General features: G+C 58.1%; 17 protein-coding genes. 15 read left to right on the top strand and 2 right to left on the bottom strand.

The window, feature by feature from the left end:
- Positions 1-19 precede the first annotated feature (19 nt).
- From AABB31_RS11585 to AABB31_RS11540, 10 genes are all read left to right on the top strand, one after another.
- Positions 20-1345, top strand: a complete 1326-nt coding sequence (locus AABB31_RS11585) for an ammonium transporter (RefSeq protein ID WP_342077986.1) — start codon at positions 20-22, stop codon at positions 1343-1345.
- A 238-nt stretch (positions 1346-1583) separates the two neighbouring features.
- Positions 1584-2585 (top strand): N-acetyltransferase DgcN, encoded by a 1002-nt coding sequence (gene dgcN / locus AABB31_RS11580; protein ID WP_342077987.1) that lies wholly within the window; start codon positions 1584-1586, stop codon positions 2583-2585.
- Positions 2586-2627: 42 nt separating this feature from the next.
- Positions 2628-3587, top strand: a complete 960-nt coding sequence (gene dgcA / locus AABB31_RS11575) for an N-acetyl-D-Glu racemase DgcA (RefSeq protein ID WP_342077988.1) — start codon at positions 2628-2630, stop codon at positions 3585-3587.
- Positions 3584-4450 carry a D-amino-acid transaminase gene (locus AABB31_RS11570; RefSeq protein WP_342077989.1) on the top strand — a complete coding sequence of 289 codons (867 nt, stop codon included), beginning with the start codon at positions 3584-3586 and terminating at the stop codon, positions 4448-4450. The genes dgcA and AABB31_RS11570 overlap by 4 nt, the downstream gene beginning before the upstream one ends.
- A gap of 598 nt (positions 4451-5048) precedes the next feature.
- The gene (locus AABB31_RS11565; RefSeq protein ID WP_373635775.1) at positions 5049-5921 is read left to right on the top strand and encodes a hypothetical protein; all 873 of its coding nucleotides are present in this window, start codon (positions 5049-5051) and stop codon (positions 5919-5921) included.
- Positions 5922-6023: 102 nt separating this feature from the next.
- Positions 6024-7253, top strand: coding sequence for an alpha/beta hydrolase (locus AABB31_RS11560; protein WP_342077992.1), 1230 nt, complete (start codon positions 6024-6026; stop codon positions 7251-7253).
- 58 nt (positions 7254-7311) lie between these two features.
- On the top strand, positions 7312-8181 hold the full coding sequence (locus AABB31_RS11555; RefSeq protein ID WP_342077993.1) for a LytTR family DNA-binding domain-containing protein: 870 nt from the start codon (positions 7312-7314) through the stop codon (positions 8179-8181).
- A gap of 48 nt (positions 8182-8229) precedes the next feature.
- Positions 8230-8799: a prolyl oligopeptidase family serine peptidase gene (locus AABB31_RS11550; protein ID WP_342077994.1), complete on the top strand. Its 570-nt coding sequence runs from the start codon at positions 8230-8232 to the stop codon at positions 8797-8799.
- Positions 8800-9372: 573 nt separating this feature from the next.
- Complete coding sequence (locus AABB31_RS11545) at positions 9373-10209, top strand: MaoC family dehydratase N-terminal domain-containing protein (protein ID WP_373635774.1); 837 nt, start codon at positions 9373-9375, stop codon at positions 10207-10209.
- Complete coding sequence (locus tag AABB31_RS11540; RefSeq protein WP_373635773.1) at positions 10209-11450, top strand: CoA transferase; 1242 nt, start codon at positions 10209-10211, stop codon at positions 11448-11450. Before AABB31_RS11545 ends, AABB31_RS11540 begins: the two co-directional genes overlap by 1 nt.
- Positions 11451-11452: 2 nt before the next feature.
- On the opposite strand, the gene AABB31_RS11535 is transcribed toward AABB31_RS11540, so the two are convergent.
- Both AABB31_RS11535 and AABB31_RS11530 read right to left on the bottom strand, forming a co-directional pair.
- Positions 11453-11746, bottom strand: a complete 294-nt coding sequence (locus AABB31_RS11535) for a DUF1244 domain-containing protein (RefSeq protein ID WP_342077998.1) — start codon at positions 11744-11746, stop codon at positions 11453-11455.
- A gap of 10 nt (positions 11747-11756) precedes the next feature.
- Positions 11757-12494 (bottom strand): N-formylglutamate amidohydrolase, encoded by a 738-nt coding sequence (locus AABB31_RS11530; protein ID WP_342077999.1) that lies wholly within the window; start codon positions 12492-12494, stop codon positions 11757-11759.
- Positions 12495-12605: 111 nt separating this feature from the next.
- On the opposite strand from AABB31_RS11530, the gene pyk reads away from it, so the two are divergent.
- From pyk to AABB31_RS11505, 5 genes are all read left to right on the top strand, one after another.
- Positions 12606-14051, top strand: a complete 1446-nt coding sequence (gene pyk / locus AABB31_RS11525; RefSeq protein WP_373635772.1) for a pyruvate kinase — start codon at positions 12606-12608, stop codon at positions 14049-14051.
- Positions 14052-14087: 36 nt separating this feature from the next.
- Positions 14088-14312, top strand: coding sequence for a hypothetical protein (locus AABB31_RS11520; RefSeq protein WP_342078000.1), 225 nt, complete (start codon positions 14088-14090; stop codon positions 14310-14312).
- A 111-nt stretch (positions 14313-14423) separates the two neighbouring features.
- Positions 14424-14624 (top strand): 50S ribosomal protein L35, encoded by a 201-nt coding sequence (gene rpmI / locus AABB31_RS11515; RefSeq protein ID WP_108386363.1) that lies wholly within the window; start codon positions 14424-14426, stop codon positions 14622-14624.
- Between the two features lie 12 nt (positions 14625-14636).
- The gene (gene rplT / locus AABB31_RS11510; protein ID WP_342078001.1) at positions 14637-14999 is read left to right on the top strand and encodes a 50S ribosomal protein L20; all 363 of its coding nucleotides are present in this window, start codon (positions 14637-14639) and stop codon (positions 14997-14999) included.
- A gap of 153 nt (positions 15000-15152) precedes the next feature.
- Positions 15153-15854 carry a hypothetical protein gene (locus tag AABB31_RS11505; RefSeq protein ID WP_373635771.1) on the top strand — a complete coding sequence of 234 codons (702 nt, stop codon included), beginning with the start codon at positions 15153-15155 and terminating at the stop codon, positions 15852-15854.
- Positions 15855-15884 lie beyond the last annotated feature (30 nt).

Here is a 15884-nt window from a genome sequence, read left to right as displayed (position 1 = left end):
CGTAACGAGGGACAAATCAATGAAATTTACCAAACTCATCACTTTCGGCGCGGCACTGACGCTGCTGCCGACACTTGCGATGGCGCAGGACGCCACGCCCGGGTTCGACGAGATCGGCCCCTATATCATGACCACGCTGCTGTTCCTTGTGGGCGGCTTTCTGGTGTTCTGGATGGCGGCCGGTTTTGCCATGCTCGAGGCTGGTCTTGTACGGTCCAAGAATGTCACGACCCAGCTGACCAAGAACATTGCGTTGTTTTCCATTGCCTCCATCATGTATTGGCTGGTCGGCTTCAACCTGATGTATCCGGGTGATGGCTGGCTTGTGGCCGGTTGGATGGGTCCGTTTTTCAGCGTCACATCGCTTGAGCCTGTTGGCCTGGCTGCTGCGGATGCCACGTTGGATTATGCCTCTGTTGCGTCGGACTTCTTCTTTCAGTTGATGTTCTGTGCCACGACCGCATCAATCGTCTCTGGTACATTGGCTGAACGTATCAAGCTGTGGCCGTTCCTGATCTTTGTTGTTGTGCTGACGGGCTTCATCTATCCGATCGAAGCGTCCTGGCAGTGGGGTGGTGGCTGGTTGTCCGAAATGGGCTTTAGCGACTTCGCAGGTTCGACCCTTGTGCATGCCGCCGGTGGTTTCGCCGCACTTGCCGGTGCGATCATCCTTGGCCCGCGTCTTGGCAAATATGGCAAGGAAGGACAGGTCATTCCGATGCCCGGTTCAAACCTTGCCCTTGCGACGCTGGGTACATTCATCCTGTGGCTTGGCTGGTTTGGCTTCAACGGCGGGTCGCAGCTGGCTGCGGGGACTGTTGGTGACATCACGGATGTTGGCCGGATCTTTGCCAATACCAACATGGCCGCGGCTGCCGGTGCGGTTGCTGCACTGATCCTCACACAGGTCATGTATACCAAGGTTGACCTGACCATGGTGCTGAACGGCGCGCTGGCCGGTCTGGTGTCCATTACTGCCGGGCCGCTTGATCCGTCGCTCTTTGGTGCATTGTGGATTGGTGCCATTGGCGGTGTTATCGTCGTGTTTGCGGTGCCATTCCTTGACAAGCTGCGGATTGATGACGTTGTAGGTGCGATCCCCGTTCACCTTCTGGCGGGTTTCTGGGGCACAATGGCCGTTCCATTCTACACCGGCGGGACAAGCTTTGTGACACAGTTCATCGGCTTCGCGGCAATCGGCGCTTTTGTCTTTATCGTCAGCCTGGTCGTCTGGATCATCCTGAAAGGTGTGATGGGTATCCGTGTCTCTGAAGAGGCCGAGATCAACGGTCTCGACAGCTCGGAATTGGGTATGGAAGCCTATCCGGAATTCTCCAAAGGGTGACCTTGAGAACAGCGTTTGTTTTTGGCCCGGGCGTTCGCGCCCGGGTTTCTTTTTGACCGGGATGGGTTAAAACCCATCCTACGACCATATCGCGGGATGAACCTGCGTCGAATTCCGAATTGGCGCAAGATTATCCTGCATTATCCCTGTCAATCGGATGAATGCGCGATGAAATCCGAGTGAGACAGCGCAATTATCGCGCAAACCCAATGATTCTCTTGCCAGATGGAGCTTTCCCATGATCCAGACCCCATATCTTTTGTTTCTGGGCGACGCCCCCGATCAGTTGGCCGCCAAGGTTGCCCAAGGTATCAAGGACTGGCGTCCGGAAAATGCAGTGGGTCAATTCCGCATGAAAGGTTGCGGTGCCGATCTGGGAATTGCAGACCTGACCCTGGAAGAGGCCAAAGCCGCCGGCGCCCAGACACTGGTCATCGGTGTCGCCAACCGGGGCGGGTATATCTCGGCTGCCTGGAAGGAAGTGCTGGTCAAGGCGTTGCAAATGGGCTTTGACGTCGCATCCGGCCTGCACAACCTGCTGCGCGACGAGGACGAGCTGGTCGCGGCGGCCCGGGTCAGTGGCCGCACCCTGTTTGACGTGCGGATCCCATCGGTGGCCTACCCGATTGCCAATGGCAAGAAACGCACCGGCAAGCGCTGTCTTGCCATCGGCACGGATTGTTCCGTTGGAAAGATGTATACCGGTCTTGCCATGGATGCCGAAATGCAAAAGCGCGGCATGAAATCGACCTTCCGGCCCACCGGTCAGACCGGCATCTTGATCACCGGTGGCGGTGTTCCGCTGGATGCTGTGATCGCCGATTTCATGGCGGGCGCGGTTGAATACCTCACACCCGATAACGACCCTGACCATTGGGACCATATCGAAGGGCAGGGCAGCCTGTTCCATGTGTCCTATTCCGGTGTAACCATGGCCCTGATCCATGGCGGCCAGCCCGATGCGCTTGTTCTGGCCCATGAGCCCACCCGCAAGCATATGCGCGGCCTGCCTGACTACGATCTGCCAAGCCTGCAGACCCTGCGCGACACGGCTCTGCCGATTGCCCGGATTGCCAATCCGGCCTGTCAGGTTGTTGGTGTCTCGGTCAACACGCAGCATCTGTCAGAGGATGAGGCCCTGAAATACATGGCCGGCATCGAAGAGGAGATGGGTCTGCCGACGGTTGATACCTACCGCCAGGGTGCTGCGCGGCTGGTGGATGCGTTGGCCGGGCTGTAACGTCGGCGGGATCTTTTTTGGCAGCGATATGGTGAGAACAAGATGAAGATTGACGTGACCCGCGATGTGTTCCGCCTGGCGCAGGTCTTTACCATCAGTCGCGGGTCGCGCACGCAGGCCGAGGTCCTGACGGTCACCGTATCCGACGGCGGTGTGACGGGGCTTGGCGAATGCGTTCCCTACGCCCGCTATGATGAGACCTTGGACAGCGTGACGGCGCAGATTGCGGGGTTTTCCGGAACCTGGGCCGATCTGCCCGATCTGCTGCCAGCCGGCGCCGCCCGCAACGCGATTGATTGTGCAATGTGGGATCATGCGGCCAAGCAGGCGGGCAAACGGGTCTGGGATCTGCTTGATTTACAGACCCCGGGTCCTGAGATCACCGCCTATACACTGTCGCTCGACACACCGCAGGCGATGGAAACACAAGCCGCCCAGAACGCCCATCGCCCCCTGTTGAAGATCAAACTGGGGACGCCCGATGACATGGCCCGGCTTGAGGCCGTCCGCCGGGGTGCGCCGGACGCGGCCATTATTGTGGATGCCAACGAAGGCTGGACAGCCGAGGTCTATGCCGAGCTTGCCCCGCATCTTATCCGGCTTGGTGTGCAGATGGTGGAACAACCCCTTCCTGCCGGGGCAGATGACATGCTGGGCGAAATGGATCGGCCGCTGCCTGTCTGCGCTGACGAAAGCTGCCATGACAGGGCCAGCCTGCCTGCGCTGAAGGGCAAATATGACATGGTCAATGTCAAACTGGACAAGACAGGCGGGCTGACAGAGGCGCTGGCGCTCAAGCAGCAGGCCATCGCCGAAGGTTACGGTATCATGGTCGGATGCATGGTTGGGTCTTCGCTGGCCATGGCGCCTGCCACGATCCTCGCCCAGGGCGTGGCGTTTACGGACCTTGACGGGCCGCTTCTTCTGGCCGAAGACCGGGCCGAACCTTTGCAATTTGATGAGCGTGGCGTGCATCCGCCCGCTGCCAACCTATGGGGATGACCATGCGCACAGTCTACGTCAATGGCGAGTATCTACCGGAAAACGAAGCCAAGATCTCGATCTTTGATCGCGGGTTTCTGATGGCTGACGGCGTCTACGAGGTCACATCCGTGCTGGACGGCAAGTTGATTGATTTTGCGGGCCACGCAAAGCGGCTGGAACGGTCGCTGAATGAATTGAACATGCCGCATCCCGATGTGCTGCCTGATCTGTTGGAGGTGCATCGCGAACTGGTCCGCCTGAATGGGATCGAAGAAGGCATGATCTATCTTCAGATAACCCGTGGCGCGCCAGATGATCGCGATTTTGTATTTCCGGATCCGGAAACCACCACGCCCACAGTTGTTCTGTTCACCCAGAATAAGCCGGGTCTGGCCAATAGCCCGGCGGCCAAGAAAGGGATGAAGGTGATCTCGATCGAGGATCAGCGCTGGGCCCGTCGCGACATCAAGACCGTGCAATTGCTGTTCCCATCCATGGGCAAGATGATGGCCAAGGCAGCGGGCAAGGATGATGCATGGATGGTCGAAGATGACGCCGTAACCGAAGGGACGTCAAACAACGCCTATATTATCAAGGACGGCAAGATTATTACCCGGCATCTGGGCAATGAGATCCTGCACGGGATCACCCGTGCCGCCGTCCTGCGCTTTGCCAAAGAGGCGCAGATGCAGGTCGAGGAACGCAGCTTTACCATCGCAGAGGCGCAGGATGCAGATGAGGCGTTCATCACCTCCGCCAGCACGTTTGTGATGCCCGTTGTCGAGATCGACGATGTGGCAGTGGGCACAGGTACCCCCGGCCCGGTGGCGACCCGCCTGCGCGAGATCTATCTGGACGAAAGCCGCAAGGTCGCCGTCTGACACTTACGACGCGGCGGTGTGGCGCTATTTCCAGCCAGCTGCGTCGTGGGACGTCGCATAGTCGGCGCGCAGGCCGGGACTGTGCTGCCATCCAGTTACTGACGCTCAATGACCGCCAGAAGCACTTTAGTATCGCCGCGAATAACCCCGTAGGCGGAAATGCTGACTTTCGCGGGGGACTCTGACCGCAAGGTCAGGACGCAAGAGTGCAGACATGCGATAAGTGGAAAGCCTAACAAGACGTTACTTGGCTGTCCCTTTTGGGACAGCCCAGCCCATGTTTGGTCAGTCTTGATCGCGTCTTGACGACGTGCTGCGCGTCCCCTCATTCCACCCGTCCATGAAGCTCAGTTTCATTCAGCCAAGTGTATCCACCGTTGGTGAAGCCGTTGCACCCGTTGGTGAAACGCTGACTGAACCCTCGCAAATCGGTCGCTAGCTCTGGGTCACGGCCAATGATGGTCGCAACCCGATCTTTCAACGCGATCACCATTTGAAAGGGAAGAACATGAAACTGACCGCTACCACATCGCCGAGATCAAGCGCCAACCTTTCCAACTCTCAGCACCCGCACCGCAAATGGCTCATTGGTGTCCCAATGGCATTTGCACTTGGGACCGGCCTCTATGCGCTGGCGGACACGCGCAGTGGTGTACATCTTGTATTTTCCACCTTTGGGATCGGGGAATACACCGAAACCCGCCCACATGAGCGTGCGGATGCCCCGCTTGCGGCGACGCCTCGGACCGTCGCAGCCACGGTTTTGCCATTGCCGTCAAAGGTCTTGCAGCCCTCAGGGATCAGTTGGGACGCGGCCAGTGGGCGTTTTGCCTTGGTCACTGATCAGGCGGACCTGTTTATATTGCCATCTGACCTGTCTGGCGTTCAGGACGCCACCGTTGTGCAAGCCGGGCCGCTTTTGCTCCGTCAAGGCCATACGGAGACGGTCACGATGGCGGATGGCGCGATTTACATCGCGGGCGGCCATTCGCACATCAAGCAATGGAGCTATCTGGATGAAGCCTGGCAAGAAGGTGATGTGATACCCTTCGCGGATGCTCTCTCACCTGACGGCGACATCATGGCGATGGCCGTCGATCCGACGGGCCGCACGCTGTTTTATGCTGACGAAGGGGGCAACCTTAACGCGGTTGATCTTGTTGCGCAGTCTCAGACACAGCTGGTTCTCGAAGGGGCTACCAAAGATGGCCGGACTCTTTCGGAATATACGATCACGGGCTTGTCCTATGCTGATGGAACGCTCTACGCGCTGACCAGCTACCACCACAACATCCTTGCAATAGATCCAGCCTCGGGCGTCATCGAGGACGCGTGGGCGCTGCAAGGTATCAAAGACCCTTCAGGGCTGGCCGTCCGCGCAGGCGAGGCCTTTGTCACTGTAGATCACGAATACACAGAGCCCGCGCCAGGGCTGCAGGTTTTTGCCCTGAGCCGGCCCGACCGTTCGTGAACCCACCCTGACCATTCGTGAATACACAGCAGATCACATGAAATTCGATTGTTAGGCACTCGACAGAACGCGGCGTGCCCGCACCAACTTAGGAGAGACCAAATGAAAATTTCCACGATCACGACCAGCCTGCTTTGCGGGACGCTACTGGCCACAGCAGTTCCGACGGTTTCGGTTGCCGAGGGCACAGGCTTTTTCCGGGACATCCGTCCGAACCACTGGGTCTGGAACGGCGCGGACCCCAACACCACAAACGAAGTACTGGCCCGCGTGCGCGCTGCGTCTCCTGATGCTGAATATTCTGATCTGGCAGACGGCGAGGGTGCAACCATCTGGCTGGAGGAATTCAACCAGATCGGCGACGGTTTCGTGGCCATGGCCGAGGAACAAGAGGCGTTGGGTCTGACGGGTGCTGCAGCCGAACTCTACATGCGGGCGTCGGCGAACTACACCTTGGCCAAGTACCCGCTGATTGATCCAAGCCCGCAGGAAAGTGCGGCTTTCGAGGCCAGCCTTGATACGCTGCACCGCGCCTATAAGCTGCGTGGCTATGACGTCGCGCGCGTCACGGCGCCCTTCATGGACGGCATGGCCGATGGACATCTGCTGACGCCGCCGGGTCAAACGCCTGCTGGTGGCTGGCCGCTGGTCATCGCGTCCAACGGTATTGATGTGAACCAGGGCGAGTTCTTTACCTTCGCCGAAATGGTTGCAGATCGGGGCATGGCCTTCCTGATGTATGATATCGCAGGCACCGGGACGAACGCAGAATTTCAGCTGACGCCTGACTACGATCAGATTCCGGTTTCGTTTGCCGAAACGCTGGGCGCAACAGATGCGTTTGATGCAAATCGCATCGCCGTTCTGGGCGTCAGTTTCGGCGGCAACGCTGTGGTCAAACTGGCCCACACCCGGCCTGATCTGATTGCTGCCGCAGTGAATTTCTGTGGTCCGTTGCATGCGGCCTTCCAACTGCCTGCTGATCAATTGGAAAATGTCGGACTGATGTATCGCCTGGCGCTTTATGATCGGACGGAAATCGACGGCAGCGTGGCACCCGACGCGTTCCTGGCCCACATGCGCGGTTTTTCCCTGATTGATCAGGGTATCGTGACACCGGGTGAGGCAACAACTGACGTGCCGATCCTGTCGGTCAACGCCCGCGGGGATTACGTTGCCCCCGAATTTGACATGGAACTTGCGACCGGTTCCACAACAGATGGTCAGATCATCTGGAACGGTGAAGGCGACCACTGCCCGCAAGACCGCTTTGAGGTGATGCCCCAGATCGCCGATTGGCTGGAAGACAAGCTTGCAGTTGTGCAAGGGTAATTTCGTTTCTGGCAGCCTCTGACGGGGCTGCCATCGCATAATCGGAAAGAACATAGCGATGACATTTCAGCGCTTTCTCAATCGCCTCGATAAAGAGACCTGGCACAATCCGGTTCTGTTTCTGGCTGTTTGGTCCCCCGTGCTGACGATCCTGATCCTTAGCTTTGACCCTGTCCTGACAGCCGAACTTGGCGCGTTTGAACGCATCGCGTTTTGGTTTTTGCACGTTTCCCTTTTGCTGCCGCTGCTGATGTTCTTTCAGGACGTGATAAGCGAAGCCTTGGCGGCCCGAAATCTGAACACTTTCATACTCGTCGGGCTGACCTCTCTGGCAACGGCAATTGCCTGTGCGCCCATTGCTCTGGCGCTGGATTGGTTGTTTTCGCCCGTGAACGACATTGCGGCAGAGAATTTCCAGATCGGTCTTGTGATCGCGGAAGAGATCATAGCGCTTGTCGTTCCGATCTTTTGCGTCTGGAGCCTGATCAACATCACCCGCCTGTCGATGCTGTCGGTCGCGGTCATTGAGGATGTACCCGAAGAAGACCCAAGCGACACAGCCGAACTATCGGACATTGAACGGGCGTTCTGGACCAAGGTGCCACGCAGCCTTGGCTTTGACATCATCTCACTCAGCGCGGAACAACACTATCTGCATGTCCAAACAACGGTTGGGCATAGCTTGATCCTGTTCCCTATCGGCAAGGCCATCGAGGCCGTTGCACGCGTTGACGGCATGCGCATCCACCGATCGCACTGGGTCGCGCTCAAACATGTTCAGGGCCTCAAAAAAGACGGCGCGAAGATGGGTTGCATATTGCCAGGCGGAAATCTTTTGCCCGTCAGCCGCAACAATCAACATGATGTCAGTGCCAGGTTCGAGGCACGACACCTGCAGAAAGCCGCGCATTCACTCGACGAAACGTAAGGCTGCGAAAGAACGGAGACAATAATGATATGGAAATTTACAGGCGGTTTGGCCGCCGTAATCGCTGCTGCCTGTACGCTGGTTTATGGGTATGTATTGGGAGGTTGGTTTACGCCGAAACTCACGCTTGAAGACCACCGCTCTTTGGTCGTGCCCAGCTTTGAGGTCACGATCCCGGACACTGCAAATCTGGTGCCTGTGGCGATATTGGTTCCAGGTTGCCTCGGGCCACACACGCAGCATCGAAACTGGGCTGAGTGGTTGACGTCAGAAGGGTGGGCAACCGTCATCGTCGATAGTTTCACGCCCCGTGGGATGCTGGGCGTAGAGGAGATTGAGCCGGTCTGTGAAGGTGGGCGACCTTGGGGGTTTGAACGTGCGGCAGATGTCGTTGCGGCCACGACCTACATCAAAGAACAACCTGCAATCGACCCTTCAAAAGTGGCTCTGTTCGGATGGTCAAATGGTGGCTGGGCCGTCATGGATGCGTTGAGCTTTGGCCCCACGTCTCGCCCAGCCAATTTGACCGACACATGCTTGAAAACGCGTCGACCTTTCGGACAAATTGCGAAGGTTCTTAGGGCGGGTCTGCCGACGCAAATTTTGGATCGGGCTTGATCCTTCACTCGCCGCGTTTGGCAACTATGTGCGCTGCGACTAATTGGGTTCGGGTCGGCCGCCCTGCGCTCAAACCGGACATATCCCAACCGTCTGCCGAAGTTCCGCGTGCAACCGCCTGCACATGGTCGTAACGCCTTGAAATCCGCCCCGCGAAGGCCGTTCTGCGTAAGAGTTACCGACCTGTCGAGGCACGGGACGTCTGTCCGGATTTCTCACGAATTGAGCGGTGTCCGTTCAACCTGCCCTGGCCCGTCCGCTCTACAGGTGCTGGTGAGGCGCCCGGCAGCGTGCGAGTCGTCGAACGAATCCGTCAATGCGCTTTCCGAGGCCAGATGCGGCGGTTGTCCGTGAACGCGCAACAATGCGATCAGGATCAGATGAATTATTCCGAATTGCTGCAAATGCAGCGTCGGTGCAACACCTTAAAATTGCGTCAGAATATGTCATTCGCGGTGGCGCTCTATCAGATTTGTATACCGTTGTATTCACGTAACATATTAAAATCATTTGATTTTTTATGATGTTGGGGTCATGTATGTCGGCAGTGGAGACTTTCTTTTGGGAGGAGAAATGCTCAAGACCGACATCACCCGTTGGATCGGCAAGCAGCAGTCACATGATGGCCGGTTGGGCGATGATATCGCCGCCATGCTGCATACGACCTTGCGGGATGATGAGCTGCCTTCCCCCCGGACCGGCGACGTGGTGCCGCCACTTTGGCATTGGGCCGCCTTCACACAGAAATTGCCGATGTCGCAGATTGCAGATGACGGCCATCCGCATCGCGGTGACTTTCTGCCACCCGTTGCGTTGCCGCGCCGGATGTGGGCCGGGGGCCGCGTGGATTTTCATGCGCCGCTCCATATTGGTACAGCGCTGCGGCAGACATCGACAATCAGGGATGTGGTCGAAAAATCCGACACGATGGTTTTTGTCACCGTGCATCACGAGATCCATCAAGACAGTCAGCTATGCCTGAGCGAGGACCATAACATCGTCTATCTGGAAATTCCGGATCGGTTTTCGCCCCCCGCGCCGCGCCCGGTCCCGGCATCTGCTGACTTTGTTCATGCAGCACCGTTGTCCGCGTTGCGCCTGTTTCGGTATTCGGCGGCAACCTTCAATGGTCATCGCATTCACTATGATCTCGATTATGCGCGTGAGGTGGAAAAATATCCGGGGCTGGTCGTGCATGGGCCGCTGCAGGCCACATTGATGCTGCAGGCCGCTATGTCGCATGCGGGCCGCAGCCCCGCGACATTCACCTATCGGGGCGTGCATCCGATCTTTCACACCGATGATTTGCATATCTTCGGACAAGAGACCGCCACCGGCATGACGGTGTGTACCGGTATTCCTGAGGCCCACCAGGGCATGCAGGCCACCGTAACCTGGAAGGAAAGCTGATGAATAACGCACTGACTGGAATGCGCATTGTCGAAGGCTCTGCATTTGTGGCTGTTCCGCTGGCGGGCATGACGCTTGCGCAGATGGGGGCCGAGGTGATCCGCTTTGATCGCATTGGTGGCGGGCTGGATGCCAGGCGGTGGCCGGTTGCGAAAAACGGGCTTAGTCATTTCTGGGCGGAGATGAACAAGGGCAAGAAATCTGTCGCCGTTGATATGCGCGACCCGCGCGGCAAAGAGTTGATCACGCAGATCATTACCGCCCCAGGCAAGGATGCGGGGATGTTCCTGACCAACCTCAAGGTGCGCGGCTGGATGGATTACGAAACCCTTACCAAATATCGCAGTGACCTGATCATGCTGACCCTCAAAGGCGACCGGCATGGCCGGCCGGCGGTCGACTACACGGTCAACCCCGCGTTGGGCTTTCCTGCAATTACGGGGCCGGAAGGGTCCGCGGAACCGGTCGCGCACGCGCTGCCTGCATGGGACTGCATTGCCGGGAATATGATGGTGTCCGGCCTGTTGGCCGCCGAACGGCACCGCCTGCGCCACGGTGCCGGGCAAAATGTAGAGTTCGCGCTGAAAGATGTGGCCGCCGCGATGCTTGGTCATCTGGGTATTATCGGTGATACGTTGACCGGTGGTGCGAAGCGGGAAAAGTGTGGCAATGCGCTTTATGGCGCCTATGGCCAGGATTTTATCTGTGCGGATGGACAGCGGGTCATGGTCATTGGTCTGACACGGCGCCAGTGGGATGGTCTGGTCAAGGTGACCGGAACCCAAGCCGCGATGGCACAAATCGAAAGCCGCCACGGGATTGATCTGGCCGACGAGGGGACCCGCTACCGGTTCCGGCATGACATCACCGACGTGCTGCGCCCCTATTTTGCGAAACGGGCTGTCAGTGACTTTGCCGCGGCCTTCGAGGGGGCAGGGCTGACATGGTCGGTTTTCCGCGATTTTGAGACAGCCCTGGCCGAAGACCCCGACCTGACCGATGACAATCCGATGTTCTCCACGCTTGATGTGCCGGATATGGGCCGTTTCCCGGTACCGGGATCGCCGCTGGAATTCTCGGCCCATCCCCGACAGGCGCCAGTGGCGCCCCCCGCCCTTGGGGCACATACTGAGGAGGTCCTGGGTGACGTCGTTGGTCTGACTGACACGGAAATCGCGCAGTTGTTTGACGGCGGCGTCGTGCAAAGCCCGCTTTATGGTACAGCCCGTAACGCCGCCTGACCCTAACTATGTGAGGCTTTGAACGCTTTCTGGGCCTCTGGGCTGGCATCGGTCTGATGCTTTGCTTTCCATTCGGCGAATGGCATGCCGTAAAAGGCCTCGCGCCCTTCATCCTTGGTCATTGGGATTCCGCGCTCATTCGCGGCTTCTTGATACCAGCGGCTAAGGCAATTCCGGCAGAACCCTGCGAGGTTCATCATGTCGATATTCTGCGCGTCGGGCCGGTCTTGCATCAGGTGCTGCTGCAACCGGCGAAAGGCGGCTGCTTCCAGTTCGATCCGAGTTTGGTCATCCATGCTGTCACTCCTAAAGGCCGGTTTCGGCCAGAACTGCGGTTAATATAGGGGCCAATCGGTTGACCCAAAGGGCTTGACCGGTCTGATCCTGGATCAAATCCTGGCGGATCTCGATCAACAGGTTGGGGCGGCCTTTCTGCAATGCGTGTTTATCAACTGCATCATCGGGAAAGTGGCCCTGATACGGCTGATTGTCACCCACACACCAGCCCTGCGCAATGCAGGCCTGCAAAAACGGCTTGGCCAGTCTTGGGTCAGGTCCGTAAAGCACGCCAACCTCCCAAGGGCGGGGTGCGCGACCTTTATATTGGCGGGTAAAGCTGTGGATGGCGCAAATCACCGGCCGGTCGCGGGTCTGCGCAAGTGCCGCATAGGCGGCGTGATACGGGTGGTAGAGCTTTTCGAGACGGCGCGCCTTTTCAGACGCATCCGCAAATCGGTTGCCCGGAATGATGCTGCCATCATTAAGCTGCATCAGCAGGGTTGGATCACGTTCGCCTCGATTGGGGTCGATGACCAGCCGCGAGAACCGGCTGAGAAGGGCCGGACTGTCCAGCGCCGCGGCCAGCCCGGTGGCCACGGCAGCGGCCCCGATATCATAGGCGATATGTCGCTGCATATCCTCTGCGGGCAGGCCAAGATCGCCGCCACTCACCCAATCCGGTACATGGTTCGAGGCGTGATCGCAGCTAATGATCCAGCGCCCGGGCCGGTCCTGTCCGATGATTTCATATGCGGGATGTGACAATTGCATGTCAGCCCGTTTAGGCCAGTTGTCGTCAGAAGGGAATTGCGCAATAAGGACGCCAATTATGCCGTTACCGCTAACGGATTGTCACCCATACGAAGGACCTGACCGATGAGACGCCACCGTAACGTAAAGATCGTCGCAACCCTTGGCCCTGCATCAAACGATTACGAGATGATACGCGCCCTGCACGAGGCTGGCGCCGACGTGTTTCGGTTGAACATGTCCCATGGTGACCATTCCGAGATCAAGGCCAGGCACGCCATTATCCGGCAGGTCGAAAAGGATCTTGATAGCCCGATTTCCATCCTTGCCGACCTGCAGGGCCCAAAGCTGCGCGTTGGCGTTTTTGCCAATGGTGAGGAAGAACTGGTCGAAGGTGCGTCCTTCCGCCTTGATCTGGATGATGCCGACGGTGACGTGAACCGGGTCAAACTGCCCCACAAAGAAATTTTTGACGCGCTGGAGCCGGGCGCGCATTTGCTGGTCAATGACGGCAAGATCAAACTGAAGGTCAAGGATTGCGGCGCGGATTTCGCGGATTGTGAAGTGATCGTGGGTGGTACGATTTCCAACCGCAAGGGCGTGAACGTGCCTGACGTGACATTGCCCGTGGCGGCCTTGTCACCCAAGGATCGCAAGGATCTGGAATTTGTCTGTGATCTGGGTGTTGATTGGCTGGCCCTGTCATTTGTCCAGCGTCCTGCCGACGTGGAAGAGGCCCGCAAACTGGCCAATGGCCGTGCTGCGATCCTGTCCAAGATCGAAAAGCCCAATGCGGTGAAGTCCTTTGATGAAATTCTGGACGTCAGCGACGGGATCATGGTGGCAAGGGGTGATCTGGGCGTCGAACTGCCTGTGCAGAACGTCCCGCCGATCCAGAAACAGTTGGTCCGCAAGTGCCGCGCGGCTGCCAAACCGGTGATCGTGGCAACCCAGATGCTGGAATCAATGATTGATTCCCCGATGCCGACCCGTGCCGAAGTCTCTGACGTGGCGACCGCCATCTATGAAGGCGCAGATGCGATCATGCTGTCGGCCGAATCTGCCGCAGGCTCCTATCCGATCGAGGCGGTGACGACGATGAACAACGTCGCGTGGGAGGTCGAATCCGATCCGACCTATACCGACATTATCGAGGCCTCGCGCAAGGCCGAGGGCAAGACCGTTGCCGACGGTATCGTCTCCGCCGCACGCGAAATCGCCGAGACCACCGACGTTAAGGCTATTTGCTGTTTCTCCCAGTCAGGGACAACCGCTTTGCTGGTCTCGCGCGAACGCCCGCGGGTTCCGATCATCGCCCTGACCAACTATATCGAGACGGCCCGCCGTCTGTGCCTGTCATGGGGGACCAACTGTGTCGTGACCGGTGAGGTGAACCGCTTTAAGGACGCCGTTATCGCTGCGGTGCGCGCTGCGCATGCCCAGGGTCTGGTGACGGAAAAGGATATGGTTGTCGTGACTGCAGGGGTTCCGTTCAACACCCCCGGCTCGACAAATATTCTGCGCGTCGCCCCCTGCGCAGAGCGTTTGATCTACGCCCATGATCCAGAGTAAGTTACGCTGACCCAAACAGCGTAAAGGCACAGTTACATGGATTACGACCTGATATTCGTGATTGGTGTCCTGCTGGCCGTATTTTCTATTCCGGCGCTGGTGAATGCGTTTTCCGACGGTCTTCTGCCACGGCTTGCGCTGGGCATGATCGCGGTTGGGGCGGGGTTGATCTATCTGGCCATCCAATCGGCGCCCGGTGCCTACTCGGTCGAGGCTGTGCCGGATATCTTTGTCAGCGTCGTTGCCAAATACCTGAACTAAGCCTTGCATGATTTTTGGGGGCATCTTATAGGGACGCTTCTGAACCCGCGTGGCCGGCCGATATGGCATGCCGAGTCGCGCGTCCGACCGACCAAAAAGATGGAGACGGAAATGCCGAAGATGAAGACAAAGTCGAGCTGCAAAAAGCGGTTCAAGGTGACGGCCTCTGGCCGCGTGGTTGCCGCCCAGGCGGGCAAGCGCCACGGTATGATCAAGCGTACCAACAAGTTCCTGCGTAACGCACGCGGCACAACAACCCTGTGCAAGGCTGATGAAGGTATCATCAAGCCTATGATGCCCTACGCGCGCTAAGGAGAATTTGATATGCGAGTTAAAGGTGGAACCGTCACGCATCGTCGTCACAAGAAAGTTCTCGACGCTGCCAAAGGATATTACGATCGTCGCTCCAAGACCTTCAAGGTCGCCAAGCAGGCCGTCGACAAAGCCAACCAATACGCAACCCGTGACCGGCATAACCGCAAGCGCAACTTCCGCGCGCTGTGGATCCAGCGGATCAACGCAGGTGTCCGTTCCGTTGATGAAACACTGAACTATTCCAAGTTCATCAATGGTCTGAACCTGGCCGGGATTGAAGTTGACCGGAAAGTTCTGGCTGATCTGGCCGTGAACGAACCCGACGCATTTGCCACAATCGTGGGCAAGGCCAAGGACGCGCTTGCCGCTTAAGCGCTGACCGGATGTGAGATTTGAAAGGGTCGCCTGATCAGGCGGCCCTTTTTTGTTGTTCTGCCCCTTCGAAACCAAAACGCAACCTCTATGACTGATAAGCGGCGTATCGGTTTGTCAGGCAGGATGTCGATGCGCTGCGTTTTTGTTCTAATGATATGCCTTGCGCCCATCGGCGCATGGGCAGAGGTGGGGTCACTGCTGGACGGGGGGACCCTTGCGCAGGGGCGTGGATCCTTGTTTCAGCCGCGCGCGACACAGCAGGCGCCGCAAAACGGGGCAAGCCTGTTTGCCGGGCAATCAGGGGGTAGCTTCTTTGCGCCTATTCAGCGGCAATCGGCCCCGGTGTCGGGGGTCATGCCGCTCAACTTTGCGGGCAGCGCTGTCCACCGGCTGCGCCACATCATCGGTCAGGCGGAATCGCCGCGGGCTGGCTATGATGCCGTCCAGCATGGTGCGCGGATCAAGCCTGCCAAGCTGCCAACGCAGATGACAATCGGCGAAATCTACGATTGGATTGATGCAACACCGGGCCAGCCGCACGCCATCGGGCGCTATCAGTTCATCCCCGACACGCTGCGCCGGGTTGTGCGGCAGGTGGGGGCGGATCGGCGTGACAGGTTTACGCCTGCATTGCAGGACCGGTTGGCTGATGTCCTGCTGGCGGATGCGGGCTTTCCTGATTTCATGGCCGGACGATTAAGCCAGGAGAGGTTCATCAATAATCTCGCTGCGATCTGGGCGGGCCTGCCCACATCAAACGGTCGGTCCAAATATCATGGGTTTGCGGGGAACCGGGCAACCGTCACATTGGCTTATTTCCAATCCGAGATTGCAAAGATCAGACCCGGCTGATCGCTTGCAACCACAGCGCCCTTTCGCTAA

Origin of the sequence: Yoonia sp. SS1-5, assembly GCF_038443705.2 — a bacterium.
In the GTDB taxonomy this organism is placed as follows: Bacteria; Pseudomonadota; Alphaproteobacteria; order Rhodobacterales; family Rhodobacteraceae; genus Yoonia; species Yoonia rhodophyticola.
The sequence above is the reverse complement of the archived record's forward strand: the minus strand, read 5'-3'. Positions and strand labels throughout refer to the sequence as shown.

Bases quoted from the DNA above. Each gene is read 5' to 3' on its own strand.
- AABB31_RS11535 (WP_342077998.1), bottom strand. From the start codon at position 11,746: ATGGATGACCAAACTCGGATCGAACTGGAAGCAGCCGCCTTTCGCCGG.
- AABB31_RS11545 (WP_373635774.1), top strand. From the start codon at position 9,373: ATGCTCAAGACCGACATCACCCGTTGGATCGGCAAGCAGCAGTCACAT.
- pyk (WP_373635772.1), top strand. From the start codon at position 12,606: ATGAGACGCCACCGTAACGTAAAGATCGTCGCAACCCTTGGCCCTGCA.
- rpmI (WP_108386363.1), top strand. From the start codon at position 14,424: ATGCCGAAGATGAAGACAAAGTCGAGCTGCAAAAAGCGGTTCAAGGTG.
- AABB31_RS11560 (WP_342077992.1), top strand. From the start codon at position 6,024: ATGAAAATTTCCACGATCACGACCAGCCTGCTTTGCGGGACGCTACTG.
- dgcA (WP_342077988.1), top strand. From the start codon at position 2,628: ATGAAGATTGACGTGACCCGCGATGTGTTCCGCCTGGCGCAGGTCTTT.
- rplT (WP_342078001.1), top strand. From the start codon at position 14,637: ATGCGAGTTAAAGGTGGAACCGTCACGCATCGTCGTCACAAGAAAGTT.
- AABB31_RS11570 (WP_342077989.1), top strand. From the start codon at position 3,584: ATGACCATGCGCACAGTCTACGTCAATGGCGAGTATCTACCGGAAAAC.
- AABB31_RS11540 (WP_373635773.1), top strand. From the start codon at position 10,209: ATGAATAACGCACTGACTGGAATGCGCATTGTCGAAGGCTCTGCATTT.
- AABB31_RS11585 (WP_342077986.1), top strand. From the start codon at position 20: ATGAAATTTACCAAACTCATCACTTTCGGCGCGGCACTGACGCTGCTG.
- AABB31_RS11565 (WP_373635775.1), top strand. From the start codon at position 5,049: ATGGCATTTGCACTTGGGACCGGCCTCTATGCGCTGGCGGACACGCGC.
- AABB31_RS11555 (WP_342077993.1), top strand. From the start codon at position 7,312: ATGACATTTCAGCGCTTTCTCAATCGCCTCGATAAAGAGACCTGGCAC.
- AABB31_RS11520 (WP_342078000.1), top strand. From the start codon at position 14,088: ATGGATTACGACCTGATATTCGTGATTGGTGTCCTGCTGGCCGTATTT.
- AABB31_RS11505 (WP_373635771.1), top strand. From the start codon at position 15,153: ATGATATGCCTTGCGCCCATCGGCGCATGGGCAGAGGTGGGGTCACTG.
- dgcN (WP_342077987.1), top strand. From the start codon at position 1,584: ATGATCCAGACCCCATATCTTTTGTTTCTGGGCGACGCCCCCGATCAG.